Genomic DNA, 25,097 nt, shown 5'->3' with positions numbered 1-25,097 from the left:
GTACGGAACCGGCGATCCGCTGCCCCGCCGCCGCAGTCTGCGGCGGTGTCGGCCAAGCCCGTGACGGGCTTGCGATGCGGGCACAATCCCTGGTCTCGGCCACCGGTTCCAGCCCGCCTCAGCCCGCTTGCTGCGGGAACCGGCCCGCGAGGGTGAAGTCGGTGATCGGCCGACGGCCGTTCGGCGTCTCGCGGGGCCGCTGCTCCTCGGTGAGCTCCGCCTCGGGCGTCTTGCGGCCGACCGCGAAGGCGGCCTCGATCCGGTGGTTCTCGGGCAGGCGCAGCACCTCGGGGGCGCGGACATGGTCGAAGCCGACCATGCCGTGGGCGTGCCAGCCCTGGTGGATCGCCTGGAGCTGGAAGGCCAGCGAGGCGGTGCCGGCGTCGAAGGAATGGCTGTAGGACGGCCTCAGCTCGTCGCCGACCTTCATGAGCCCGTTCGAGACCAGGAACAGGATCGCGCCGGTGCCCGAGACCCATTTCTGATTGCCCGGCACCAGCAGGCCCAGGAACGTCTCCCAATGGGCGTCGTCCCGGAGCGCGTAGAGGAAGCGCCAGGGCTGCGAGTTGTAGGCGGAGGGCGACCAGCGCGCCGCCTCGATCATCCGCATCAGCTCGGATTCGGGCACGGCCTCGCCCGTGAAGGCGCGGGGCGAGTGCCGCTTCACGAAGACCGGATCGATGTCGTGGTCGGCTCGGCGGGGCGGGGGCAGGCTCAAGACAGGTTCTCCTGAGAGGGTCAGCAGACGGCGAGTTCGATCGACACTGCCTGAAACACCGGCCTGGAGGCAACAGAGGTCCATGCTGTTTACCTCGGCCTGGAGAGGAAGCTACACATTGCTGTGTTCACCGGAACGGCTTTGTTCACCTGATCGGCGACACGGTAAGGTGATTTGCAGCCGCGGTATGATCTTTCCTCTTTGGCGAATAGGAGATTCAACCTGTCGTCTGTTGTAAACAGATGATACCGTTGATAAATACCTCATTATAATGCAGGCAAAGAATTATGAATTTCTACAAATCAGATCTTTTACAGAAGATCGCGGACGGCCGCTTCACGAGATGGAGAACCGGAAACAGAAACTGGATTGGCAAATTTCCCTACGACATACTCGACGCTGCGGCAATTGCTGGATCGCCCGCGATGCCCGGTATCATAGAAGGCGGACACTTCACGATCTACGAACCTGGATTTTCTTATCGCGACATTGAGGGAGGCTTGCAGCAATGGCATGCCAACACACAGCGCCTCGCCGCGCAGTGGAGGTCACAACACGGAGCCGATATCGTTGCTGAGCTGCCTGGCACATGGTGCTTCCTTGCTCAACCATGGAGCGACGTCTTCTGGCATTGGATGTGCGAAGCTCTTGTAAAAATCTCAGCCTTTGAGTCGTCTGGATACAAAGGTGGATTCATTGTGCCTGGAGGCGTCGCGTTCGTGCGCCGTTCCTTGGATTTGCTGCAGATTCAGCCGGAGCGCATATATTACTGCGACGCTCCTTACGCCAAAATCGAGCGCCTCATTATACCTCACCGGTTCCGCGCCCAACTCGACCTGAAGAGTCAGATCGACACGGTCGACTGGTTGAGAGAGCGGCTATTATCCGATCAGAAGATGGATCATGACCTTAAGATCTATGCCGCGAGACGGGGCCGCCGATCGATTGTCAATGAAGACGATTTGCTCTCGCTCCTGTCAAAGCATGGATTCCAAAGCGTTTATATGGAAGATCTGGATCTCGGTGAGCAGATCGCTTTGGTATCACGAGCAGCTGCTTTTACAGGTCCTCACGGGTCCGGATTCGCTCACACGATGTTCATGCCACGCCGGTCCCACGTCGTGGAATTGTTTGCGCCGTCGGGCGTGAATCCCTGCATGCTGACGACCGTCGAGCATCTGGAGCAGGATTACTCGATGATCGTTGGAACAACCTCCCTGGCTTCCGGCACAACGCACGACGCTCCGATCCTCGCGAATATCGAGTTGGTGTCTCTGACGCTCAAACGTGCTGAAGAACTTGACCGCTTTCACCGGCAATGTGCGCAGAGTTGAGGATGATGTGAGCTCCGTCTGGCCCGATCTTCCAAGCTGTCTTGTTGTCGGCGCGGCCGGGTACGAATCGTAACGCCAGCGGTGGCACTGACGTCAGGAATCGGCAGCGAGCGGTCGCGATCCGTTTGCCGGCTGATCGAGGGCAGGCTGAGCGGCTGCTCTGGTCGCGACGGCACAAAGGGGGATGCTGTTGCAGGCCCGAAGCCTCTGGGCGACGCACGCCTTCACCAAACAGACGTCGGACATGGCGCAGTGTTGTCTTGTGACGCCAGTCTGATGAACCAGGGCACGACTTGCCCGTGCGCGATAGCGCGGCGACTCGGAGCCGGGCCCGACCGCTTGGCAACTGGGCTCCGCCGAACCGGTCTTCGAATGAGCGGGGAACGCTCTTGAAGGCGGGGCAATGTCGGCAGGGTGCGCAGGGCGCCAAGCAGACGCTAGAGCCGGTCCCGCGCCGCTTGAGACAGGTTAGCAGGTGGCGCGTTGACGGGTGAAGGAGCATTCCGATGCCTTCACCTCTGTCTGTGGATCTGCGCGAGCGTGTCGTGGCGGCCGTGGCGGCCGGTGCCTCCTGCCATCGCGCCGCGAGGCGCTTCGGGGTCGGCGTGTCGAGCGCCAGCCGCTGGTCGCAGCGCTCGCACCAAGAGGGCCATGTCGCGCCCAAACCTATGGGCGGCGATCACACCTCGAAGCGTATTGAGGCGCATGCCGCACTGATCCTGGCGACTTCCAAGCAGGAGCCGCGCCTCTTCCTGCGCGAGTTGCGCGACCGACTGGCTGAGCAAGGCGTCCAGACCAGCACGAGCGGTCTATCGCGCTTCTTCCAGCGGCACGGGATCAGCTGGAAAAAGGGGCGACGTACGCAGCTGAGCAGGAGCGTGAAGACGTAAGAGCGGCCCGCGAGGCGTGGTTCGAGGCCCAGCCCGAGCTCGACCCGGACCGCTTGGTGTTCCTGGATGAGACGGCGGCCGCCACCAACATGGCGCGGCGCTCCGGTTGGGCCCCACGCGGCGAGCGCTGCCGGCTTGCGGCTCCGTTTGGCCACTACAAGACCACGACCATCACGGCCGCCTTGCGCACGAGCGGGCTGTGCCCGACCGCGCTGTTGGACGGCCCCACGAACGGCACGCGCTTTTGCAGCTATGTCACCGAGACCTTGGTCCCGGTGCTGCACCCTGGCGATATCGTCGTCATGGACAACCTGCCAGCCCACAAGGTCGCGGGTGTGCAGGATGCGATCGAGGCCGTAGGGGCTCGGCTGCTCTACCTCCCGTCCTACAGCCCTGACTTCAACCCGATTGAACAGGCCTTCGCAAAGCTGAAGGCGCTGTTGCGCAGCGCGGCCGCCCGCACGATCCCGGATCTCTGGGCGGCGATCCGCCAGGCATTCACCCGCTTCACCCCGCAGGAGTGCCGCAACTACGTCGCTGCAGCCGGCTACGATGACGACTTGGCCGTCGCTACCTGACCGGGAACAGCTCTAGATCACTGTTTTGAAGTACGCGATTGTATCGTGCAGCCCTTCTCTCAGGCCGATCTTCGGACTCCAACCCAGATACTGTTCGGCTTTGGCAATGTCGGGCTTCCTTTGCCGCGGGTCGTCCGGCGGCAACGGTTGATATTCGAGCTGAGAGGATGATCCCGTCAGCGCGACTACGATTTCCGCAAGTTCTTTGATCGTGAACTCCGCTGGATTGCCCAGGTTGATGGGGCCGGTGATCTCGTCAGAACTGGACATTAAGTTCAGAAAGCCGTCAATGAGGTCGTCAACGTAGCAGAAAGATCGCGTTTGATGCCCGTCGCCGTATATCGTTATGTTCTCTCCGCGTAGGGCCTGCACGATCACATTCGAGACGACGCGCCCATCGTTGGGATGCATGCGGGGCCCGTAGGTGTTGAATATGCGCGCGACCTTTATCGACAGGTCGTGTTGTCGGCGGTAATCGAAGAACAAAGTCTCCGCGCAGCGCTTCCCCTCATCGTAGCAGGAACGGAAGCCGATCGGATTGACACGGCCCCAATAATTTTCGGTCTGCGGGTGAACCTCGGGGTCGCCGTATACTTCTGACGTCGAGGCTTGGAAGATTTTGGCTTTTGTTCTCTTTGCTAAGCCAAGCATATTGATGGCTCCGAGCACATTCGTTTTCGTCGTCTGAACGGGGTCTGCTTGATAATGTATTGGTGAAGCTGGGCAGGCGAGGTTGTATATTTCGTCGACTTCTACATATAAAGGAAACGTTACATCGTGGCGCTTGAGCTCAAATCTTGGATGGCCGAGCAGCGGTGTGATGTTGCTGCGCAACCCCGTATAGAAGTTGTCGACACACAAAACTTCGTGCCCATCGTTCAGGAGGCGCTGGCAGAGATGGGAGCCAAGAAACCCGGCCCCACCCGTCACAAGGATCCTTCTCGACCTATCGTAACGCACAGGCTTTCACTCCAGATCTGCGTCTGCGCAGTGCAAAACACAGGATTACCTGAGTTCTGCGTCTCTGAACGTCGAGCAGAGCGGTACCTGTCGACAGCCAAGTCTCGATCCGCGCACAGCGGAGACGTTCCTATCGTACGAAATGTGGCGCTGTCGACTGTCTGGACACTGATCTGGACAGATCGCTTAAAGTACTGATTGACGCGGATTTACAAGCTTATATTGAACCTATCGTCGATCATCAAAACTTATATGGAATAAGAAGGATTATACATCATGTATTAGAAAATATTAAACAAAAAAGAAGCAAAAATTATTGGCGACGTTGGGCCTTCCGGATAGGTCCTCTTCGCAGAAGGCGAGCCGGCGCGGTCGGCTCTACGATGCTTGTGCCATCGCGGACGCAAGACGCTCGACGAAGGCGCCTCGGATCGCCGCTTCTTGAGCCCATCCGGATGACGAAGAACGTTCGACCAGCCAGACGAGCAGCCTTGCGGACGCGGTACGCGCAAGGCTGCTCGCGGGAGGGAAGGGGTTCGCGTCAGGTCCTTGGGACCTCACGCCACGCTGCGCTCGATCTCCTCCTCGTCGCAGATCACACCGGCATTGCCCTCGAACTCCGCCGCGAGGTCCACGGGGGCGTGGGTCGGGGCCGCGTTCACCCGGTCGCGGGCGAAGGTCGCCAGGAACAGGCGCATGACGTGGCGCACGCCCGCGTCGTTGATGGTGCGCTGGTCCTCGTTGTAGTAGCGCCCGGCATTCACGTTGCTCGTGACGATGTCGTAGGCGGGAAAGTAGACCGCCCGCGGGTCGCCGCGGCCGACCACCTCGCCGGCCGCTACGCGCAGCACCGACTTGGAGTAGCTGTTCGACTCCATCACGTGCCGGTCCATGTAGGTGGCGATCATCGGCACCGGCGAGACCGTGAAGATCACCCGCGCCTTCGGGTTCACGCTCCAGAGCCGGTCGAGGAAGCCGTTGAGGTCGCCGAGCACCTCGCCCGCGCCCGCGTTGACGCACTCGTAGAGCTCAGGGTCGAAGGTGCCGCCGGCAACGCCCGGGGCGAGCGGCAGCGCCGCGCCGTCGGCCCGCCAGCGCCAGCCTTCCGTCAGGCCGAGCGTCAGCACGAACACGTCGAGCGTCTCGAACAGGCGGCGCACCTCGGCGAGATGCGCGTCGCGCGCCGCGACCACCTCGGCCTCGCTCGCAAAACCCGCCGGCTCGACCGTGGGGCGGAACGGGTCGACGTAGCGGCCGTCGTCGCGCAGCCACGCCTTCAGCTCCGGCTCGAACGTCCCGTAGGCCCGGTCGAACAGCTGCACGAACTGGCGCGTGTAGTAGAGATTGCCGTAGCGCGCCGAGAACGTGCCGAACTGGCGGGCATTGGCCTCCTCGGCGCTCATGCCGGGGGTCGGCGGCTCGGTCAGGTAGTAGTTGAAGCCGGCGCCGCGCACCGCCTCGGCCACCCGCTGCGCGAAGCACGAGCCGCCGGTGGCGACCTTGTCGGTCGGCCCGATCACGAACGTATCCTTCGGGTGCGGATTGACCGCGAAGGGCGGCACGTTGGTGACGACCTTGCGCCAGAATCGCTCGGCCGGTAGACCCGTATACGGATTCAACGCCATCTTCGAACCCTCTTCTTCACGACGGCGACCGCCCTCGGGGGCGATGACCCGTCCGCTGACACCGGCACGCGACGTGGCCCTGAACGACCTGCCCCGGCGCGCCCGCAGCGCGTTCACCCTCTCGGCGCCCAGCTGGGCGCCTACCCGTTGGGCCCCCACCTGGGCGACACCATGGCGGAACCGCGCCCGCGCCGCTACCGGGCGTGACGGGCCGAGCATCGCGGTGCTGGGCAATTGCCAGGCCCGGGGCGTTGCGCAGGCGATGCGCCTGCTCGCGCCGAGGAGCCCGGTGCGCTATCTGCCCATGGGCTCACTCAAGCGCGACCACGGTCATGTCGACGGCCTGATCCGGACGCTTCGCGCCCACGACCACGTCTTTGCGCAGAGTTTCCCGGCCGGGCTGATCCCGGGCGGCGACGCTGCCACCGTGCGGGCGGCCGACCCGCGGCTCAAGCTGTTCCCGGCGATCGTGTTCTCGGCCTTCCATCCCGACATGGTCTATGTCGGCCAGGCGTCGAACCTCGCCGCGCTGAAGCTGACCCCGTCGCCCACGGGGCAGTACCACTCGGCGATCGCGCTCACCGCCTACCGGCTCGGCCTCGACCCGAAGCGCACCGTATCCCTGTTCCGCGAGGACGTGTTCGCCCGCCTGGGCTATCTCGACCACTGGGATCCAGCAGTGCGCGAGCTCGTCGGGTCGGCGGCCGCCCTCGGCTTCGGGCTGGAGCGCGAGGTGACCCGCTGGGCGCGCCGCGGCGCCTTCATGCACCTGATGAACCACCCGAAGGCCCATGTGATCGGCGACATCGCCCGGCGCCTGCTGCAGGAGAACGGTCTCACGCCCGAGCCGGTGGAGATCGAGGATTACCTCGGCGACGAGTTGGTCGAGGACGTGATCTGGCCGATCTATCCGCCGGTGGCCGAGCATTTCGGGCTGACGGGCTCGTACCTGTTCAAGACCAAGGCGCGCGGCGACGACTTCCCGACGCTCTACGACTTGCCGGGCTACATCGCGGCGAGCTTCGCCATCTACGACGCGACGCCGCCGGGCGACCTCGCCTGCCCGCGGGTGGAGGCGTGGCTGTCCACGCCGGACATCGTGGCGCTGTTCCAGGCCGGCTGACGCCGCCGCCGGGGCCGAGGCGTCCAGCTGGCAGATTTGTCCTTGGGAGCGGAGCGAAGCAATCCAGGGTCGCGCTGCCCTAAGTCGCTTCGCTGCGCGCGCGATGACGGTCCGGCTCGGATGGAACTGTGGCTCAGCCCGCCGCGCAGAGCGGCGCGTCATGCGCCGTCCCGCCGAGGCCGTCGACCATCATCCGGACCAGCCGGTTGACCTCCTGGACCTGGAACGGCTTGCGCAGGAAAAGGCTGCCGGGCACGCCGCTGCGGCGGTTCGCGTCGGCGGAGGTGTAGACCACCGGCCGGTCGGGATGGATCGACCGGAAGGCGTGGGCCACGCTCCAGCCGTCGATCAGCCCCGGCAGATGGATGTCGGTGAACAGCCAGTCGATCTCGCCGCCGCGGGCGCGCATCAGCGTCAGCGCGGCCTCGCCGGTCGAGGCCTCGATCACCCGGATCCCGTGCGTCTCACACAGGCTCGCGACGATCTCGAGGAGCAGGTAGCTGTCCTCGACGATGAGGACGCACTGGGCGGGACGCATGGCGGATGTCCGGTGTTCGGCCGCTCCATTTGAGAACGGATAGGGTTGAGGATCCCTTAAATGCCGGCCGAGACGGTTACCGTGTCGGCCTGGGCCATCCCTGATCGCACTGCCGTCGGGCGCGGCGCCCGGGCTTCGCTCCCACGCGCGCTCCTGTTGCAGCGCCGCAACCGGTCCGTCCGAAATGGCCTGTCCGGCCCCGACGCCCCGCCGCCGCCGCATTCCGGGTGCGACAGCGCACGACGTCGAGCGCGCCCACGGCGCCAACCCGTCCCGAGGCCGCTCGTCGGAACCGTCGCTTAACCATCCGCGCCTACCAACTGTACCCAGGACTACGCGGACCCGCCTCGAAGACCCGCAGCCGGCCTTCGGCACCGCTCGAGGAGCTTTTTCAGATCATGACGCAGCGTTTTCGTGCCGCCGCCCTCGGCCTCGCCCTCGTCGCCGGCCTCGGCCTCGGCGCCTGCAGCAATGACAAGGATCTCGCCGACGCCTCCGCCTTCGGGGCCGGCGCCGCGACCCCGGGCAGCGCGCAGGACTTCGTCGTCAATATCGGCGACCGGGTGTTCTTCGAATCGGATTCCACCGACCTGACGCCAACCGCGACCGCCACCCTCGACAAGCAGGCCGCGTGGCTGCAGCGCTACCCGCGCTACACCTTCATCATTGAGGGCCATGCCGACGAGCGCGGCACCCGCGAGTACAACTTCTCCCTGGGCGCCCGCCGGGCCCAGGCGGTGAACGACTACCTTGCCACCCGCGGCATCGCAGGCAACCGCATGCGCACCGTGTCGTACGGCAAGGAGCGGCCGGTGGCGGTCTGCAACGACATCTCGTGCTGGTCGCAGAACCGCCGCGCGGTGATCGTGCTGGACCGCGGCGCCGGGGCGTAACAGCCTTCTCTGCCAAAGGGCGTGGAGCGTCGCGAGTCGCGGCGTGCCACGCAACCGCATCCGCACAGCGCGGGTGACGGTGCGGTGTCAGGATGATGCGCAGGGGAGGGCGGGTAAGCAGCGAACCGGGACTGCGCGTCCCGCCGAATGACCCAAAAGGTTGAACGCGCCGCAGTTTTGCCGCGGTGCGGCGCATCTGATAGGTCCTCGCGCCGCCACCGGATCGCAGCCGCATCATGCCCGCCCGCCTTCGCACCCGCCTCGCGCTCTCCACGATCCTGGGAGCCCTGCTCCTCGGTCATCCGGCCGCCGCACAGGACGCCTCCGAGCTGGTGGTGCGCCTCGGACGGATCGAGAACCAGTCCCGGCTCATGGCCGGGCAGATCGAGACCCTCCAGTACGAGAACCGCCAGCTCAAGGAGCAGCTGCGCAAGTTCCAGGAGGACGTCGAGTTCCGCCTGAACGAGGGCAAGGGCGGCAAGCCCTCCGCGGCTCCGGCGCCGGCGGGGGCCGTCAACGGCGGCAATCCGGGCGCCGGCCGCCCCGGCAAGCGCGGCGACGCCTTCGACCCGTCCCAATCCCCCGGTGCCCCCGGCACCCCGATGCAGCTCGGCAGCACGCAGCCCTCCGCGCCGCTGCCGCCCCGGGAGGCCGTCGAGGCCGCGCCCCGGCCGCAGCGCCTGCCGCAAGGGGCGATCAACGGGGCGATCAACGGCGAGGACGAGGACGCGGACGCTGCGGCCCCCGGCTACGACGAGCCGGTGGACCTGCGCCCGCCGGCCCGGACGGGGGCGATCCCGGCGCGGCCCTCCGAGAGCGTGGCCGCCACCCAGACCGGCGATCCGGCCTCGGATTACGACGCCGCCGTGGAGCTGTACCGCGCCAAGCAGTACGAGCAGGCCGAGATGGGCCTGCGCCAGTTCATCCAGTCGCATCCGCGCGACAACCGCGTCGCCGGTGCCACCTACTGGCTCGGCGAGAGCTACCTGGCCCGCGGTCGCAATCGCGAGGCGGCCGAGCAGTTCCTGAAGGTCTCGACCGACTACGCCCGCTCGTCCCAGGCGCCCGACGCCATGCTGAAGCTCGGCGTCACGCTCAACGCCCTCGGGGCCCGCGAGCAGGCCTGCGCGACCCTGGCCGAGCTGGACCGGAAATTCCCGAATGCCGGCAACGGCGTCCGTCAGGGCGTCGCGCGCGAGCAGAAGCGCGCCCGCTGCGGCGCTTGAGCGGGCCGGGCGATCCGGTCCTCGACGCCCTGAGCCCCTGGCTCGGCCTTTCCACCCGCGACCGGCCGGGCGTTCTCCTCGCCGTCTCGGGCGGCCCCGATTCGACCGCCCTGATGCACGCCGCCGCGATCCTGGGGCGAGCGACCGGCGCATCCGTGCAGGTCGCCACCGTGGATCACGGCCTGCGGCCGGGCTCCGACGCCGAGGCCCACGCTGTCAGCCAGGCCGCCCGGACCCTCGGCTTGCCCCACGCGATCCTGCCCTGGTCGGGCCCGAAGCCCGGCACCGGCCTGCAGGACGCGGCCCGCAACGCCCGCTACGCCCTGCTCGCCGCCCAGGCCGAGGCGATCGGCGCCGGCCTCATCCTCACCGCGCACACCCAGGATGACCAGGCCGAGACGGTGCTGATGCGGCTCGCCGCCGGCAGCAGCCTCGCGGGGCTCGCCGGCATGCGCGCCGAACGGGCGCTTGCCCCCGGCCTGAGGCTCGGCCGTCCCTTCCTGCACCTGCCGAAATCCGCCCTGGTGGCGTGGTGCCAGGCCCGCGGCATCCCGTATCTGCGCGACCCCACCAACGTGAATCCGCGCTTCGCCCGGGCCCGCTTGCGCGCGGCCTGGCCGGTTCTGGAGCGCGAGGGCCTGACGCCGGCGCGCCTCGCCCGCCTGGCCGAGCGCGCCGCCCGCGACGAGGCCGCGCTCCGGAGCGCGGCGGCGCGGGCCCTCGACACCGCGCTTCTGCCGGGCGCGACGGGGGGCGCGGTCCTGTGCCTCGACGGTGCCGCGCTGGCGGCGCTGCCCGACGCCGTGGCGCTGCGCTGCCTCGATCTCGCCCTGAGCCGGGCCGGCGGAGCGCCGCGCCGGCTCGAACGCCTCGAGGCGCTGGTCCTCGAATCGCTGCTGCCGGCCCTGCGTCGCGGCGCGCCGATCCGGCGCACCCTGGCGGGGCTCCTGGTCGCCGCGGAGGCCGACGGCACCGTGCGCCTCGCCCCCGCGCCGCCGCGCCGCCGCAGGGCCGCGGATGCTGCCCTCGCCGCAGGGGCCCCCGAATTACTTGGCAACGGAGACACCCCCGCCTACATTGGCGAAGTGTGCACGGATGGACCGGAACAGCCGCGTGGCGGGTCCGTCCTGGGGGTCGCACACGCCAAGGATTGATCGATGAACCCGAATTTTCGCAACTTTGCCTTATGGGTCGTCATCTTTCTGCTGGTGCTGGCCCTGGTCACCCTGTTCCAGAATCCGGGGCACCGGGGCGGCGGCAGCGAGATCGCTTACAGCCAGCTCCTGAACGACGCCGATGCCGGCAAGATCCAGTCGGTGGTGATCTCCGGACAGGACGTGTCCGGCACCTATGTCGGTGGCGGCAACTTCACCAGCTACGCGCCCAACGACCCGAGCCTGGTCTCCAAGCTCCAGGGCAAAGGCGTGCAGATCACCGCCCGTCCGCCGTCGGACAACACCCCCTGGTTCATCCAGCTACTTGTGAGCTGGCTGCCGATCCTCGTCTTCATCGGCGCCTGGATCTTCCTCTCGCGCCAGATGCAGTCGGGCGCCGGCCGCGCCATGGGTTTTGGCAAGTCGAAGGCGAAGCTCCTGAACGAAGCCCACGGCCGCGTGTCGTTCGATGACGTCGCAGGCGTCGAGGAGGCGAAGGAGGATCTCCAGGAGATCGTCGAGTTCCTCCGCGACCCCCAAAAATTCCAGCGGCTCGGCGGCCGGATCCCGCGCGGCGTGCTGCTCGTCGGGCCGCCCGGCACCGGTAAGACCCTGATCGCCCGGGCGGTCGCGGGTGAGGCCAACGTGCCGTTCTTCACCATCTCGGGCTCCGACTTCGTCGAGATGTTCGTGGGCGTCGGCGCTAGCCGCGTGCGCGACATGTTCGAGCAGGCCAAGAAGAACGCGCCCTGCATCATCTTCATCGACGAGATCGACGCGGTCGGCCGTCACCGCGGCGCCGGCCTCGGCGGCGGCAACGACGAGCGCGAGCAGACCCTCAACCAGCTCCTCGTGGAGATGGATGGGTTCGAGGCCAACGAGGGCGTGATCATCATCGCGGCGACCAACCGCCCCGACGTGCTCGACCCGGCGCTGCTGCGGCCCGGCCGGTTCGACCGCCAGATCATGGTGCCGAACCCGGACGTCACCGGCCGCGAGCGCATCCTGCGGGTCCATGTCCGCAAGGTGCCGCTGGCCCCCGACGTCGACCTCAAGACCATCGCGCGCGGCACCCCGGGCTTCTCGGGCGCCGACCTGATGAACTTGGTCAATGAGTCCGCGCTGCTCGCTGCCCGTCGCGGCAAGCGCATCGTCACGATGCACGAGTTCGAGGACGCCAAGGACAAGGTCATGATGGGCGCCGAGCGGCGCACCCTGGTCATGACCGAGGACGAGAAGCGGCTCACCGCCTATCACGAGGGCGGCCACGCCATCGTGGCGCTGAACGTCCCGGCGACCGACCCGGTGCACAAGGCGACGATCATCCCCCGCGGTCGGGCGCTCGGCATGGTCATGCAGCTGCCCGAGCGCGACAAGCTCTCCATGAGCTTCGAGCAGATGACCTCGCGGCTGGCGATCATGATGGGCGGCCGCATCGCCGAGGAGATGACCTTCGGGCGCGAGAAGGTGACCTCGGGCGCGCAGTCGGACATCGAGCAGGCGACGCGGCTGGCCAAGATGATGGTGACCCGCTGGGGCTTCAGCCCCGAGCTCGGCACCGTCGCGTACGGCGACAACAACGACGAGGTCTTCCTCGGCATGTCGATGGGCCGGCAGCAATCGGTCTCCGAATCGACCGCCCAGAAGATCGATGCCGAGGTCCGCCGCCTCGTGGAGACCGGCCTGGAGGAGGCGCGCCGCATCCTGGCCGAGCACAAGGACGACCTGGAGGCCCTGGCGCAGGGGCTCCTCGAATACGAGACCCTTTCGGGCGAGGAGATCCGCAACCTGCTCAAGGGCCAGCCCCCGATCCGCGACGGCGGCGACGTGCCGCCGACCCCGGCCCGGGGCTCCTCGGTTCCCTCGGCGGGCCGCGGCCGGCCGAAGGAGAGCGACGGCGGCCTGGAGCCGCAGCCGCAGGCCTGAGGTCTCGGGACTGACGATCGGAAGGGCGCCGCGAGGCGCCCTTTTTCGTGCGCGGCAGCCCGTCATCGCTTCGCGCCGCGCGCACGGACGCCGGTTGACCGGTTCACGCGTGACAATTCGGGCCGCGCGTTTGCAGGCCGCACCCGCCGGCCGCGCCAAAGCCTCGGTTCGGAACTACGGACCGACAGAACGATCCTGAAGGCCCATTCGCCCATGCCGGTCTCGACCTATCTCGTCGTCGCCCTCGGCGCCGGCGTCGCCGGCTTCGTGCAGGGCCTGTCGGGTTTCGCCTTCGGGTTGGTGGCGCTGTCGTTCTGGGCCTGGGTGATCGACCCGAAGCTCGCCGCCGTGCTGGCCGTCTCCGGCGGCTTGGCCGGGCAAGTGGTGGCCGCCGTCACGGTCCGGCGCGGGCTCGATCTCGGCCGCATCGCCCCGTTCGTGCTCGGCGGCCTCGCCGGGATCCCGCTGGGGGTCCTCCTGCTACCCCGCCTCGACGCGGACTGGTTCAAGGCGCTGCTGGGCCTCCTGCTGATGGTCTGGTGTCCGCTGATGCTGCTCGCCCGGGACCTGCCGCGGATCACGGTCGGTGGGCGGCTCGCCGACGCCGCGGTCGGCCTCGCCGGCGGCATGATGGGCGGCCTGGGCGGCTTCACGGGCGTGCTCCCGACCCTGTGGTGCACTCTGCGCCGCTACGAGCGCGACGTGCAGCGCACGATCATCCAGAACTTCAATCTCGCGATGCTGACCGTGACGATGATCTCCTACCTCGCCACCGGCCTGGTCACCCGGCCGATGCTGCCCATGCTGGCCGTGGTGCTGCCCACCATGCTGGTGCCGACGCTGCTCGGCACCCGGGCCTATGTCGGCATCAGCGAGTCCGGGTTCCGCACGCTGGTCCTGACGCTCCTGACGGGTTCGGGCGTCGTCCTCGTTGCCGCGTCGTTGCCGAAGGTCCTGTAGCCCGACGCCAGGCCCCGCCGTATTTCGACCGCCTTTGTCGCGGAGCAACCGATTCACCACGGCACGGCGTCCGCCCCCGGACACGGCCGCGATCTGCTAAGTCTGGTCCGGCCTTCGTCCGGGCCCCGGAGACGTCATGGTGCGCAAGTATTTCGGAACCGACGGCATCCGGGGCCGGGCCAATGGCGTGATCACGCCCGAACTCGCCCTCAAGGTGGGGCAGGCCGCCGGCCTCGTGTTCCAGCGCGGCGACCATCGCCACCGGGTGGTGATCGGCAAGGACACCCGCCTCTCCGGCTACATGATCGAGACCGCGCTCGTAGCGGGCTTCACCTCGGTGGGCATGGACGTCCTGCTCCTGGGGCCCGTGCCGACGCCCGCCGTGGCGATGCTGACGCGCTCCATGCGGGCCGATCTCGGCGTGATGATCTCGGCCTCGCACAACCCGTTCGAGGACAACGGCATCAAGCTGTTTGGACCCGACGGCTTCAAGCTCAACGACGCGATCGAGCGCGAGATCGAGGGGCTGATCGACGCCGACATGCACAAGCGCCTGTCCGGCTCCCAGGATCTCGGCCGGGCCAAGCGCATCGAGAGCGTGCATGCCCGCTACGTGGAATTCGCCAAGCGCACCCTGCCGCGGCAGGTGACCCTGGACGGCCTGCGTGTCGTGGTCGATTGCGCCAACGGCGCCGCCTACCGGGTCGCCCCCGAGACTCTGTGGGAACTCGGCGCCGAGGTCATCGCGATCGGGACCGAGCCGGACGGGTTCAACATCAATCGCGACGTCGGCTCGACCGCGCCGGCGGCGCTCGTCGAGAAGGTGCGCGAGCGCCGGGCCGATATCGGCATTGCCCTCGACGGCGATGCCGACCGGGTGCTGATCGTCGACGAGAAGGGCCAGGTGGTCGACGGCGACCAGCTCATGGCGGTCGTGGCCCGCTCCTGGAAGGAGGACGAGCGCCTCACCCAGCCGGGCGTGGTCGCGACGATCATGTCAAATCTCGGCCTGGAGCGCTATCTCGGCGGCCTCGGGCTGACGCTGGCCCGCACCGCGGTGGGCGACCGCTACGTCCTCGAGCACATGCGCCAGCACGGCTACAATCTCGGCGGGGAGCAATCCGGCCACATCATCATGTCGGACTACACCACGACCGGCGACGGCTTGGTGGCGGCGCTCCAGCTCCTCAGCGTGGTGCAGCGGCAGAACCGGCCGGTGAGCGAGGTCTGCCACTGCTTCGATCCGCTGCCGCAGATTCTCAAGAACGTCCGCTACAAGACCGGCGAGCCCCTGCGGCAGGACAGCGTGGTCAGTGCCATCGAGCACGCTCGCGAGCGGCTCGGCAATGCCGGCCGCCTGGTGATCCGCCCCTCCGGCACCGAGCCGGTGATCCGCGTGATGGCCGAGGGCGACGATCGCGGCCTCGTCAACGCGGTGGTCGACGAGGTGGTCGACGCCGTGGCCCGGGCCGCGGCCTGACCGGTCAGGCCTGGTCGTAGGCGGCGCGCAGCTCCGCCGGCGCGGTCATCCGCCATGCCGCCAGCAGGGCTGCCCGCAGGGTCTCCTCCGCGCAGCCGTCGAGATCGAGATTGGTCCAGCCGCGGCGCCCCCAGGCGCCGTCGAGGGGCGTGAACAGGTCCGGCTCGGCCGCGCACAGCGCCGCCTGATCCGCGGGCGACAGCCGCAGCACCAGCCGCGCCTCCTCGAGCCACAGGGTCGCCAGCACCCGGCCGCCGACGCGGAAATCCGGGTTGCCGCTGTGGGCGCCCGCCACCGTCTCCGGCAGCATCAGCGCCAGGATGCGCACCTCCTCGGGGAGCACCGGCGCCTCAACCGGACGCACGGGGCAGATCGGCTGGTGGCCGGTCGGCTGTCGGTCGCCTCCCGACCGGGACGGCATCGGCCGTGTCGCTCATGCCTGCTTACCCCCGGCAGTTGTTGGACGCGTCCGTGGCGACGCAGGGCCACGGAGACAAGTAAAATCCGAGCAACAGAGATCCCGACCGGCCGACACGAATGCGCAAGCCTAACATTTAACGTTAAGTCAGATTTAAGACGTTGCTTTCATCCTTCACCACGTACCCCCGAGACCGCACGCGGAGCGTCCGGCTCACGTGCCCAGTGAAGGAATTCCTATGGCCCGCTCCAAGCTGAACGCTTTGGTGCGTAGCCTGACGCTCGTGGCGAGCGTCGGCGCGCCCTGCCTCGCCGCCGCCGCGGATCTGCTGCCCCCGCCCCCGCCGCCTCCGCCGCCACCCCCGATCGAGGTCGGCGGCGGCTGGTACCTGCGCGGCGACGTCGGCGCGAGCATCTACACCCGTCCGAAGTACAGCGAGGCCTACGACTACACCGGCTACGCCGAGTCCAACCGGTCCTTCGGCAACGAGATCGGCAGCGGCGGTTTCGCGGGGGTCGGCGTCGGCTACCAGTTCACCCCGTTCTTCCGCGGCGACATCACCGGCGAGTACCGCTACGCCACCGGCCTGCGCGGCAGCGAGTACTACCGCGGTCCGGACTACGATGACGGCCTCGGCTCCTACGGCGTCAACAAGTCGAGCGGCCACTTCGACTCCGCCGTCGTGCTCGCCAACGCGTATTTCGATCTCGGCACGTGGTACGGCATCACGCCGTTCATCGGCGGCGGCGTCGGCTACGCCTTCAACCACATCTCGTCCTACTCGACCAACCAGCAGTTCACGAGCCCGACCTACGGCTACGATTACGGCAACCCAGTCTACGGCTGCGATTGCGGCGCACCCTCCTACAATTACAAGCCGGTCTACGACTCGAACGGCAACCCGGTCTACAACACCAACAGCGGCACCAAGTTCTACAAGGACAAGTCGAGCGGCAGCTTCGCCTGGGCGCTCCACGCCGGTCTCGCCTACAACGTGACCGACGCGTTCAAGGTCGAACTGGCCTACCGCTACCTGAACCTCGGCAAGGCCGAGACCGGCGCCGGCTACGTGCCGTGCTGCACCGGCAGTCTGCAGGCGATCAAGGTGAAGGACATCGAGGCGCACGACGTGAAGATCGGCCTGCGCTACTACCTCGGCGGCGTCGTCGCGGCCCCGCTGCCGCCGCTGATGCCGGAGCCGATCCCCGGCCCGCTGGTGCGCAAGTACTGATCGCGCACCGAACCCGAACCCCATCGTGAGACTGACGACGGCGCGGAGATCCTCCGCGCCGTTTCGCGTTGTGCGCCGCGCCCGCCGGGCAGTCCGGCCTGTTGCGGCTCTCAGCTTTGCCGCGCCACGCACCAAGACCAGGAAGTCCAGATCGAGACTGGGAGAATGTAAGTTAGAAACGGACGATTAAGGTTACTCATCTACCACTCAGTCGAGGCTCGATCCGCCGTCTGTCTCTTTCCGTCCCAGGACGATCCCGATGCGTACCGTCACCTTTCCGCTGCTGGCGGTTCTCGGTCTCTGCGGCGTGACCACCGCCCGAGCCGCCGATCTGGATTACGATTACCTGCGCGGTGCCGAGTACGACACGGCTCCGATTGTCCAGACCCAAACCTTCGCGGCGGAGCTGTTCGTCGGCTACGTGGCCGGCCAAGCCCATGAATACGTCAACGTCGTAGGCGGGCAGGGACGCGTGAGCCAGTTGAACTGGAACACCAATTCCCTGGCCATCGGCGGCCGGGTCGCCTTCAGCCCCTTCGAGGACGTCACCTTCCGCGCCCGCGGCTGGACTGCGGCATTCTCGGGCGGGGCGATGGAGGATTACGACTGGCTCAACGGCTATAATGGCGCGAGCAGCTGGACCCATTACTCGCAGAGCCCCAACGCCAAGCCCTCCACCATGTGGCAGGCGGACGCGAGCACGGCCGTGACGTTCTACAAGGACGAGGACACGGCGTTCTACGCGATTGGCGGCTATCGGTACTTTACCTTCAAGTCCAATGCCCGGGGCGGGGCCTACATCTACTCGTCCCCGACCGGATACCGCGACCTGCAGGGCACGTTCCCCGGCGGCCAGCTCGGGATCGCCTATCAGCAGGAATGGCAGACGCCCTATCTCGGCCTGGGTGGCAAGATCGCGTTCGGGGACTGGACAGCATCGGGTGAGCTGATCGGCAGTCCCGTGGCGTTCGGGAACGCGAAGGATCACCACGCCCTGCGCGGCCTCGTCTTCAAGGACTCGATGAGCCCCAGCGGCATGGTCGGGTTCGACGCGGCCCTTGAGTACCGCGTGACGCCGCTCTTCTCCGTGGTCGGGCGCGCCGAGTATCAGAACTACCTTGAGGCCGCCGGAAGCGAGAAGCTCTACGCGGGCGGGGTCCTGGCCGGCGCCTATCCGAAGCCGCTGGCCGGTGCCTCGATGGAGACGCTGCTGCTCTCGGTCGGTGTCAAAGCCAAGCTCTGAACCGGCCGAAGGCCCGGTGCGGGCGCATCGCCCGTGCATCCCCGTTGCCCGACAGGCCGGACGCCATGATCAGGAAGCACACAACCGTGACGCCGCGTCTCGTCCTGTCCCTCGCGCGCTGCGCGTCCTGCCTTTCGGCCGGCGTGATCCTCACGCTCTGTCTCGGACCCGCCCGGGCTGCCGACCGGGCCGGACCGCGCTTCGATCCGGCCTCCGCGCACCGGGCATCCGCGTTCGTGCACCGCGAGCATCGGCACGGCCGGCTCGGCCACGGCCGTCATCAACCGCGGCACCGCATCGTCTACCGAGCCCCGGTGGTCGGGCCGCCGGTCGGGGCGGTCCGCATCTGGGGGTACCTGCCGCGCAACCACAACATCCCGATGTACAACGAGCCGCCCCGGCGCGAGCCGATTTGGTGAGACCAACTGGGTGATCGCCGCCGCGGCCCCACCTCAGCTCTCCAGCTCGCTGTCCCAGTACAGGTAGTCGAGCCAGGTGTGGTGATACTGGCGGTGGTCGAACTCGGGCTGCCGGTGGTGCAGCTCGTAGCGCGTCGGCCGCCGCGGCTCGGTCATCAGCGGCATGTCGGCCTCGTTCGGTGTGCGGTTCGCCTTGCGCAGGTTGCAGGGCGAGCAGGCCGCCACGACGTTCTCCCAGCTCGACAGGCCGCCCCGGGAGCGCGGCACCACGTGGTCGAAGGTCAGGCCGCCCGAGGGCAGCCGCAGGCCGCAATACTGGCAGCTGAACCCGTCGCGCAGGTAGATGTTGTAGCGGGTGAAGGCCGGGCTGCGGGCGAGCGCCACGTAGTTCTTCAGGGCCACCACGCTCGGGACCCGCAGCGACCGCGAGGGCGAGCGCGCCTCCACGTCGTAGCTCGCCACCAATGTGACGCGGTCGAGGAACAGGGCCGTGAAGGCGTCCTTCCACGACCAGAGGGAGAGCGGATTATACGAGAGCGGCCGATAATCCGCGTTCAGGACGAGGGTTTGGAGATCCATCATCGGCGCGACTCTTCGGACTATCTCTGACGCGGATAACGCGCGGGACCGCGCCGCCGCCTCACCGGCCCACCCGAACCGGCCCAGGGCCGATGCAGGATGGGCCGGCGCGCGACGCGTCGGCTTGGCGGGAGAGGCGGAGGGAGCAACAGGGCTGCGGGCCGGCGCGCAGGGGCGCCGGTCGAGGCGGTCACATCCGGAACGCGGCCGGGCCGGGCCGGCGCTGTCACCGGCCGTGCCCTTTCGCGTAATGACGAAAAGGCCCTGTCCATCAGGTGTTCATCTAATCCCAGCGTGACACCCTTGTGAAGCTTTTCCGGGCGGGCCCAGGGACGCACCCACAGGACGCACCCGGAGCGAGGCCGGCGGCGGCCGAATCCGGCCCGGGCTGTGCAGGAGCACGGTTTCGCCCTATTGCTCGCCCAGAGCGCCCAGCCGTCAGGAGGCCCGCCCGGTCCCCTATCGCCGCTGATTCGCCGATGCCGGACCCGCCCGCGCGTCCGGCGCACCCGACGAGAGGTTGCCCATGCACCGTACGCCAGCGCGTACCCGGACGCCGCGGGGCGGCGCACGCCCGTCCCTCACGCTCGCCCTTCTCGCCGCTCTGGTGCTCGGGATTCCTGCGGGCGCAGCCCGGCCCGCCTTCGCGCAGGCGGCCGCGCCGGCCCCGGCGGAGACCAAGCCTGCCGCTGGCAGCCTGACGCCCGGCAAGGCGCCCGACGCGAAGCCGGAAGCCAAGCCCGAAACCAAGACCCCGGCCGCCGCGCCCGCGGGCGCGGCCCCGCACGCGCAGGCCGAGCTGCCCGAGCAGTTCAAGGCGGTCCGAGCCAAGATCGACGCCGCCAAGGCCGAGCTCGATGCCCGCGAGAAGCAGCTGGGGCATACCGACCTGACGGTGGCCGACCTCACCGCCATCCGCGACAGCGCCGCCACGGTGACCGACGAGATCCGCACCCTGGTCACCCGCCTCGACGCGCCGCTCGAGGCCGCGCGCGAGCGGCTGGCCCAGCTCGGGCCGAAGCCGAAGGACACCCAGGAGAGCGCCGACGTCGCCGAGCAGCGCGTCGAGCGCGAGGCCGCGGTCACGCGCATCGACGAGACTCAGCGGCTGGCCCGCTCCCTGGTGGTTCAGGGCGACCAGATCGTCGACCGGGTCTCGAACCGCCGCCGCGAATCCTTCACCCGCGACCTGTTCCAGCGCTCCCAGCCGCTGGTCGGCGCCGGGCTCTGGACCAAGGTGATGGGCGACGTGCCCCGGGACACGCGCGCCCTGCAGAGCGCCGTGTCGGATATCGGGCTGCTGTTCTCCCGCAACGGCAGCCTCGCCAACCTGCTGTTCCTGGGGCTCGCCTTCGGGATCTCGGTGGCTTTGTATTTCGGCCGGCGCAACATCGCCCCCAAGGGCGCCCGCCGGGACGCCGGCAAGGCCGATCCGTCGCGCCGCGCCGTGATGCTCGCCGCCTGGCGGGTGATCCTGCTCGGCACCGTGCCGGCCGTGGCCGGGTCCTACGCGGTCTACTACGCCCTCGATTCCACCAACCTGCTGCCGTCCCGGCTGCTGCCGGTCGCCGCCGCCATCCTTGGAGGGCTGGCCTTCATCGCCTTCGTGGAGGCCCTGTGCGACGGGCTGCTCAGCCCCGAGAAGCCGGCCTGGAGGCCCGCCCCGGTGAGCGACGCGGCAGCCACCCGCCTGACCCGGCTCGCCGTCGGCATCGCCACGGTGATTACTGTGGTGAAGTCCGTGGAGGCGCTGAATTCCGGGATTTCGGCGGCTCTGCCGATCTCCATCGCCACGCGGGGCCTCGGGGCGGTCGCCACCGCGCTGATCCTGGCGGTCGGCCTCCACCGCTTCGCCGACACCGAGCAGGAGGAGGAGGCCTGCTTCGGCCCCTACGTGCCGACCAAGACCACCACGGGCATCGGCGGGCCGGCGCGGCTCCTGGGCTGGGCCGCGGTGGCGCTGATCGGGCTCGGCGCACTGGTCGGCTACGTCGCCTTCGCGGCCTTCTTGATCGACCAGCTGATCTGGGACGCGGCCGTCCTCGTGCTGCTCTACCTGCTGGTCCAGAGCGTCGACATCTTCGTCGGCCGCGCGCTCAGCGACGAGACGCGGCTCGCCACCACGCTCCAGGCCAATACCGGCCTGCGCAAGCGCTCGCTCAACCAGATCTCGGTCCTGGCGACCGGGGCCGCCCGGCTCGTCCTGTTCCTGGCGGCCGCGGTCCTGGTTCTGGCACCCTGGGGTCTCGACTCCACCGACATCCTCTCGTCGGTCCGGCAGGCCTTCTTCGGCTTCAAGGTCGGGGACGTCACGATCTCGCTGTCGAGCATCGCGCTGGGGATCGGCATCCTGGTGGTCGGCGTGTTCATCACCCGCGGCGTTCAGCGCTGGCTGGAGAACACCTACCTGCCGGCCACAGACCTCGACGCGGGCCTGCGCAACTCGATCACCACGGTGGCGGGCTATTGCGGCTTCCTGATCGCGCTGGCGCTCGCCTTCTCGTATCTCGGCCTGAGCCTGGAGAAGCTCACCATCGTGGCCGGCGCCCTATCGGTGGGTATCGGTTTCGGCCTCCAGTCGATCGTCAACAACTTCGTCTCCGGCCTGCTGCTCCTGTGGGAGCGGCCGATCCGGGTCGGCGACCAGGTGGTGATCGGCGATTCCGAGGGCATCGTGAAGCGGATCTCGGTCCGCTCCACCGAGATCCAGACCTTCGACCGCTCGGCCGTGATCGTGCCGAACTCGAACCTGATCTCCGGGGTGGTCAAGAACCGGGTGCGAGGCGACCGGACCGGGCGTGTCAGCATCACGGTCAGCGTCCTGCGCAACCAGGATCCGGTGCGCGCCGCCGAGATGATCACCGCCTGCGCGCAGGCGCATTCCGATATCCTGAAGGAGCCCCCGCCCCGGGTGGTGTTCAAGAAGATCGGCGACCCGTTCCTGGAATTCGAGCTGCTCGTGTGGATCGTGGACGTGAGCCTCGGCCAGAAGGTGGTGACCGACCTGAACTTCTCGGTGTTCGCGACCCTCTCGGGGGCGGGCTTCATCCCGCCGCTCGGGCCCGGCTCCAGCATCGTCACCGTGCAGGGCCTCGACACGATGCAGAGCGCCATGGGCGAAATCGCCAGCCGATTCGGGATCACGGCGCCGGTCTCCGAGGGCGGTGAGCCGGGCCGGGCCCAGCGCGACCGCGGTTTGCGGAGCGCGGGGGGCTGAGAGGCCGATGCAGTTTCGCTGAAGGCCGCCTATATGGCTGAGGCATCCGAGCCGGCTGCCGAGGCAGGGACCAGGGACACGTGGGCGCACGAGACACGAGACGGATTGTGCGAGGGCTGGCCTGCCTCCAGGTGATGGCGCTCCTCGGGGCCTGCGCCACCGAGGCGCCGACCAGCACGGCGCTGCCGAGCATCTACCTGCCGCTCGCGAACAACAGCGCCCACATCGACGTCGATGTGGCCCGCGACATGATCTCGTCCTACCGCCGCAACCGCGGCGCGCCGCCGCTCGCGGTCGATCCCGAATTGCAGCGGCTGGCGGAGGCCGAGGCGGCCGCCATGGCGCTGGCCGACCGGCCGAGCCGGGCACAGACCGTGAAGGGCGCGGTGGAGCGGCTCGGCTACGCGGACGTGAACGCCAACCTCTCGGCCGGCTACCACACTCTGGCCGAGGCCTTCTCCGGCTGGCGGGAGAGCCCGCCGCACGACGCCACCATGCTGGCGCCCCGGGCGACCAAGATGGGGATCGCCACCGCCTACGCGCCGGGCTCGAAGTACAAGGTCTACTGGGCGCTGCTCACCGCGCGATGACGGTCGCCGCCGCGCCGCATTTCAGGGACGCCCTGTTCCTGAATACTGACTTCGCGTTGGAATATTTGATACTGTCATTGACAACCGTGCCGAGACACTCGATTGTCCGCGCTCTGCAAGGCACGGGGGTCGATCGCGATGTCGGCCAAGTATATCGCCGACTGGGCAGAGCTGTTCTCGATCGCTCTGACGGTCGTCATCTTGAGCTTCATCGTCCCGATCGGGATTTTCATCGGCCGCGCCAACATTCGGCTGAGCCGGCGTGAGATCGTCGTCGATCTCGAGCGGCTGTTCAGCTTCGCCACCGTCGATGGACGCCGGATCATCTTGCCGTCCTTCGAGCTGGTGAAGTACAAATACGACCCCGAGACGAATCCGCAGCGCGAGGAGGTCGACAAAGACCCACAGGCCATCCGCTTCTACATCTTCCCGGTGGCGCTCTATGTCGTCATCTGCGCGATCTGTATCGGCATGGGGTTCCATCGCCGGGAGAGTGGTTCCTTCGGCCTTCTCGGTAACTACTTCACCGATCCGCAGAACACCATAACGGGATCGCTCGCCTACTCGTTCATCGCCGCCTATATCTACACGGTCCAGTACCTTATTCGAAGAATATCGAACTTCGATCTGTCACCGATCTCGTTCTTCCATTCCGTCCTCCATATGTTGCTGGCCCTATCGGTCAGCGCCGCCGTCTGGCACGCGCACATCTTCGACGTCGACCGGCTGGGGGCGTTCGGGGCCAACCTCGCCGTGACGGTCGCCTTCCTGATCGGCCTGGTCCCCGATCTCTTCATCGGCGCGCTGGTGGCCAAGTTCCCGTGGATCCGGCTTCGCAGGGTCGCCGAGGACAGCAAGAACCTCCAGGAGGAGCTGCCGCTGGACATGATCCTCGGCATCGATCCCTTTATGAAGTTGCGGCTCGGCGAGTTCGAGATCCAGGACGTCCAGAATCTCGCGACCATCAACCCGATCCAGATCTTCGTGGAGACGCCCTACGGCCTCTACGAGGTCATCGATTGGGTCGCACAGGCGCAGCTGATCCTGGCGGTGGGCCCCTCGAAGGTGTCGGAGCTGCGGAAGCTGAGCATCCGGACCATCTTCGACCTGGAGCGGTGTGTGCAGAACCCGTACATCGCGCAGCGGGTGGTCAACATCCTGCTGAGCGAGGCGGTCGACATCGATGGCGAGATCCGCGTGTCGTCGGCGAGCCGGGACCGATCGGGCGGCAGCAGCGAATTGCGGCTCGACGAGCGCTACGAGCTCGACGCGATGATCAGCTACATCCGGGACGACCTGCATGTCCGCCGGCTGCGGCAGATCTGGGACGTCATCAACAGCCGCCTGGACGACCGGAGCGTCACCAGAAGCCCGGAAGACGGGCCGCTCGCAGGGGAGGCCGAGGGGCCGCGGCGCCGGGACGAAGACCCGGAGCGCGGACTTCGCGCGGTCGGAAGCTGACATCTCCGACGGCAGCCCCTTCACGTTCGGGACCGGCACGCCTCCTTGAGCAGCGTCACGGTCACGCGCCGGTTGCCTGGCAGGTCGGGGTTGTCGGGGAACATCGGCTCGGTATCGGCCTTGCCGGTGACCGAGGCGAACCGGTCGTCCGGAACCCCTGAGCCCGCCAGGATCTCCCGGACGCTGACGCGCGGCCCGTCGGCAGCTCTCCGGGCGAGGCTACCGGGCGCTGCCCGGGCCGATCGGTGGCGGTGAAGCCCGTGACGGCGATGCGGGTTGGCATCTGACGGAGCGCCGGGCCGAGCTTCTCCCATAGGCGCCGGGTCCGGTCGTTGGGCCGGGTCGAGCCCTCCGGGAACATCGCGCGCCCGTTCTGGTCGACGACCGATACGTCGAGGCCCCGCTCGGTCCCGGCGATCACGACATTCTTCGAGAGCTCGGCGAAATCCGGCTGTTGGCGATCGCGGCACTGTCGGTATGTCGGCCGGGTTGCCGATCAGGGTAGGAAATCTTTCTGAATGAACCGTAAAGGAA

The 25,097-nt window shown here is 67.8% G+C and carries 21 protein-coding genes and 1 pseudogene; 15 read left to right on the top strand and 7 right to left on the bottom strand.

Features of this window, described 5'->3' with window-relative positions; genetic code table 11:
• Nucleotides 1–118: 118 nt before the first annotated feature.
• Nucleotides 119–718 (bottom strand): nitroreductase family protein, encoded by a 600-nt coding sequence (locus ABIE45_RS03690; RefSeq protein ID WP_192710489.1) that lies wholly within the window; start codon nt 716–718, stop codon nt 119–121.
• Between the two features lie 287 nt (nt 719–1,005).
• Between ABIE45_RS03690 and ABIE45_RS03685 the strand changes: the two genes are divergently transcribed.
• Entirely contained in the window at nt 1,006–2,052 is a 1,047-nt protein-coding gene (locus ABIE45_RS03685; protein WP_192710490.1) for a glycosyltransferase family 61 protein, read from the top strand.
• 506 nt (nt 2,053–2,558) lie between these two features.
• A protein-coding gene (locus ABIE45_RS03680) for an IS630 family transposase (protein ID WP_373622149.1) occupies nt 2,559–3,520 on the top strand; the annotation gives its coding sequence in 2 pieces (ribosomal slippage) (nt 2,559–2,907 and nt 2,907–3,520; 963 coding nt in all).
• 12 nt (nt 3,521–3,532) lie between these two features.
• On the opposite strand, the gene ABIE45_RS03675 is transcribed toward ABIE45_RS03680, so the two are convergent.
• On the bottom strand, nt 3,533–4,480 hold the full coding sequence (locus ABIE45_RS03675) for a UDP-glucuronic acid decarboxylase family protein (RefSeq protein WP_192710605.1): 948 nt from the start codon (nt 4,478–4,480) through the stop codon (nt 3,533–3,535).
• 557 nt (nt 4,481–5,037) lie between these two features.
• Nucleotides 5,038–6,105: a GSCFA domain-containing protein gene (locus ABIE45_RS03670; RefSeq protein WP_192710606.1), complete on the bottom strand. Its 1,068-nt coding sequence runs from the start codon at nt 6,103–6,105 to the stop codon at nt 5,038–5,040.
• A gap of 43 nt (nt 6,106–6,148) precedes the next feature.
• Between ABIE45_RS03670 and ABIE45_RS03665 the strand changes: the two genes are divergently transcribed.
• Nucleotides 6,149–7,228, top strand: a complete 1,080-nt coding sequence (locus tag ABIE45_RS03665) for a WcbI family polysaccharide biosynthesis putative acetyltransferase (RefSeq protein ID WP_192710607.1) — start codon at nt 6,149–6,151, stop codon at nt 7,226–7,228.
• 133 nt (nt 7,229–7,361) lie between these two features.
• Here the strand turns inward: ABIE45_RS03665 and ABIE45_RS03660 are convergent, their stop codons facing one another.
• Nucleotides 7,362–7,766, bottom strand: coding sequence for a response regulator (locus tag ABIE45_RS03660; protein ID WP_192710608.1), 405 nt, complete (start codon nt 7,764–7,766; stop codon nt 7,362–7,364).
• 398 nt (nt 7,767–8,164) lie between these two features.
• On the opposite strand from ABIE45_RS03660, the gene pal reads away from it, so the two are divergent.
• From pal to glmM, 6 genes are all read left to right on the top strand, one after another.
• On the top strand, nt 8,165–8,659 hold the full coding sequence (pal, locus tag ABIE45_RS03655) for a peptidoglycan-associated lipoprotein Pal (RefSeq protein ID WP_192710609.1): 495 nt from the start codon (nt 8,165–8,167) through the stop codon (nt 8,657–8,659).
• Between the two features lie 236 nt (nt 8,660–8,895).
• A complete protein-coding gene (ybgF, locus tag ABIE45_RS03650; protein ID WP_192710610.1) occupies nt 8,896–9,885 on the top strand; it encodes a tol-pal system protein YbgF in 990 nt (329 codons plus the stop codon).
• Complete coding sequence (gene tilS, locus ABIE45_RS03645) at nt 9,882–11,039, top strand: tRNA lysidine(34) synthetase TilS (protein WP_192710611.1); 1,158 nt, start codon at nt 9,882–9,884, stop codon at nt 11,037–11,039. Before ybgF ends, tilS begins: the two co-directional genes overlap by 4 nt.
• 3 nt (nt 11,040–11,042) lie before the next feature.
• The gene (ftsH, locus tag ABIE45_RS03640) at nt 11,043–12,965 is read left to right on the top strand and encodes an ATP-dependent zinc metalloprotease FtsH (protein WP_192710612.1); all 1,923 of its coding nucleotides are present in this window, start codon (nt 11,043–11,045) and stop codon (nt 12,963–12,965) included.
• 213 nt (nt 12,966–13,178) lie between these two features.
• Nucleotides 13,179–13,925: a sulfite exporter TauE/SafE family protein gene (locus ABIE45_RS03635; RefSeq protein ID WP_192710613.1), complete on the top strand. Its 747-nt coding sequence runs from the start codon at nt 13,179–13,181 to the stop codon at nt 13,923–13,925.
• Between the two features lie 139 nt (nt 13,926–14,064).
• Nucleotides 14,065–15,405 (top strand): phosphoglucosamine mutase, encoded by a 1,341-nt coding sequence (gene glmM, locus ABIE45_RS03630; RefSeq protein ID WP_192710692.1) that lies wholly within the window; start codon nt 14,065–14,067, stop codon nt 15,403–15,405.
• A 4-nt stretch (nt 15,406–15,409) separates the two neighbouring features.
• On the opposite strand, the gene ABIE45_RS03625 is transcribed toward glmM, so the two are convergent.
• Nucleotides 15,410–15,748 carry an MmcQ/YjbR family DNA-binding protein gene (locus tag ABIE45_RS03625; RefSeq protein ID WP_192710693.1) on the bottom strand — a complete coding sequence of 113 codons (339 nt, stop codon included), beginning with the start codon at nt 15,746–15,748 and terminating at the stop codon, nt 15,410–15,412.
• 313 nt (nt 15,749–16,061) lie between these two features.
• Here ABIE45_RS03625 and ABIE45_RS03620 point away from each other — a divergent pair, with 313 nt between their 5' ends.
• The 3 genes from ABIE45_RS03620 to ABIE45_RS03610 all read left to right on the top strand — a co-directional run bounded on the left by ABIE45_RS03620 (nt 16,062) and on the right by ABIE45_RS03610 (nt 18,716).
• On the top strand, nt 16,062–17,054 hold the full coding sequence (locus ABIE45_RS03620; protein WP_192710614.1) for an outer membrane protein: 993 nt from the start codon (nt 16,062–16,064) through the stop codon (nt 17,052–17,054).
• Between the two features lie 259 nt (nt 17,055–17,313).
• Nucleotides 17,314–18,297, top strand: a complete 984-nt coding sequence (locus tag ABIE45_RS03615; protein WP_192710615.1) for an omptin family outer membrane protease — start codon at nt 17,314–17,316, stop codon at nt 18,295–18,297.
• An 86-nt stretch (nt 18,298–18,383) separates the two neighbouring features.
• A complete protein-coding gene (locus ABIE45_RS03610) occupies nt 18,384–18,716 on the top strand; it encodes a hypothetical protein (RefSeq protein WP_192710616.1) in 333 nt (110 codons plus the stop codon).
• A gap of 33 nt (nt 18,717–18,749) precedes the next feature.
• Here ABIE45_RS03610 and ABIE45_RS03605 read toward each other — a convergent pair whose 3' ends face one another.
• A complete protein-coding gene (locus ABIE45_RS03605) occupies nt 18,750–19,298 on the bottom strand; it encodes an HNH endonuclease (RefSeq protein WP_192710617.1) in 549 nt (182 codons plus the stop codon).
• Between the two features lie 523 nt (nt 19,299–19,821).
• Between ABIE45_RS03605 and ABIE45_RS03600 the strand changes: the two genes are divergently transcribed.
• The 3 genes from ABIE45_RS03600 (at nt 19,822) to ABIE45_RS03590 (ending at nt 24,563) form a co-directional block, all read left to right on the top strand.
• Nucleotides 19,822–22,512 (top strand): DUF3772 domain-containing protein, encoded by a 2,691-nt coding sequence (locus ABIE45_RS03600; protein WP_192710618.1) that lies wholly within the window; start codon nt 19,822–19,824, stop codon nt 22,510–22,512.
• Nucleotides 22,513–22,646: 134 nt separating this feature from the next.
• Nucleotides 22,647–23,102, top strand: a complete 456-nt coding sequence (locus ABIE45_RS03595; RefSeq protein ID WP_192710694.1) for a CAP domain-containing protein — start codon at nt 22,647–22,649, stop codon at nt 23,100–23,102.
• A gap of 138 nt (nt 23,103–23,240) precedes the next feature.
• Entirely contained in the window at nt 23,241–24,563 is a 1,323-nt protein-coding gene (locus ABIE45_RS03590; protein WP_192710619.1) for a hypothetical protein, read from the top strand.
• 9 nt (nt 24,564–24,572) lie between these two features.
• Here the strand turns inward: ABIE45_RS03590 and ABIE45_RS03585 are convergent.
• Nucleotides 24,573–25,014: pseudogene (locus ABIE45_RS03585) on the bottom strand (flagellar motor protein MotB); the annotation flags it as partial.
• Nucleotides 25,015–25,097 lie beyond the last annotated feature (83 nt).

It is taken from the genome of Methylobacterium sp. OAE515 (genome assembly GCF_041806315.1).
In the GTDB taxonomy this organism is placed as follows: domain Bacteria; phylum Pseudomonadota; class Alphaproteobacteria; order Rhizobiales; family Beijerinckiaceae; genus Methylobacterium; species Methylobacterium tardum.
This window is presented reverse-complemented; position numbering and strand designations above follow the sequence as displayed.

Excerpts from the sequence above, each read along its gene's own strand:
- ABIE45_RS03685 (WP_192710490.1), top strand. The coding sequence starts at position 1,006 with ATGAATTTCTACAAATCAGATCTTTTACAGAAGATCGCGGACGGCCGC.
- ABIE45_RS03670 (WP_192710606.1), bottom strand. The coding sequence starts at position 6,105 with ATGGCGTTGAATCCGTATACGGGTCTACCGGCCGAGCGATTCTGGCGC.
- ABIE45_RS03665 (WP_192710607.1), top strand. The coding sequence starts at position 6,149 with ATGACCCGTCCGCTGACACCGGCACGCGACGTGGCCCTGAACGACCTG.
- ABIE45_RS03660 (WP_192710608.1), bottom strand. The coding sequence starts at position 7,766 with ATGCGTCCCGCCCAGTGCGTCCTCATCGTCGAGGACAGCTACCTGCTC.
- pal (WP_192710609.1), top strand. The coding sequence starts at position 8,165 with ATGACGCAGCGTTTTCGTGCCGCCGCCCTCGGCCTCGCCCTCGTCGCC.
- ybgF (WP_192710610.1), top strand. The coding sequence starts at position 8,896 with ATGCCCGCCCGCCTTCGCACCCGCCTCGCGCTCTCCACGATCCTGGGA.
- ftsH (WP_192710612.1), top strand. The coding sequence starts at position 11,043 with ATGAACCCGAATTTTCGCAACTTTGCCTTATGGGTCGTCATCTTTCTG.
- ABIE45_RS03635 (WP_192710613.1), top strand. The coding sequence starts at position 13,179 with ATGCCGGTCTCGACCTATCTCGTCGTCGCCCTCGGCGCCGGCGTCGCC.
- ABIE45_RS03620 (WP_192710614.1), top strand. The coding sequence starts at position 16,062 with ATGGCCCGCTCCAAGCTGAACGCTTTGGTGCGTAGCCTGACGCTCGTG.
- ABIE45_RS03615 (WP_192710615.1), top strand. The coding sequence starts at position 17,314 with ATGCGTACCGTCACCTTTCCGCTGCTGGCGGTTCTCGGTCTCTGCGGC.
- ABIE45_RS03605 (WP_192710617.1), bottom strand. The coding sequence starts at position 19,298 with ATGATGGATCTCCAAACCCTCGTCCTGAACGCGGATTATCGGCCGCTC.
- ABIE45_RS03600 (WP_192710618.1), top strand. The coding sequence starts at position 19,822 with ATGCACCGTACGCCAGCGCGTACCCGGACGCCGCGGGGCGGCGCACGC.
- ABIE45_RS03595 (WP_192710694.1), top strand. The coding sequence starts at position 22,647 with ATGGCGCTCCTCGGGGCCTGCGCCACCGAGGCGCCGACCAGCACGGCG.
- ABIE45_RS03590 (WP_192710619.1), top strand. The coding sequence starts at position 23,241 with ATGTCGGCCAAGTATATCGCCGACTGGGCAGAGCTGTTCTCGATCGCT.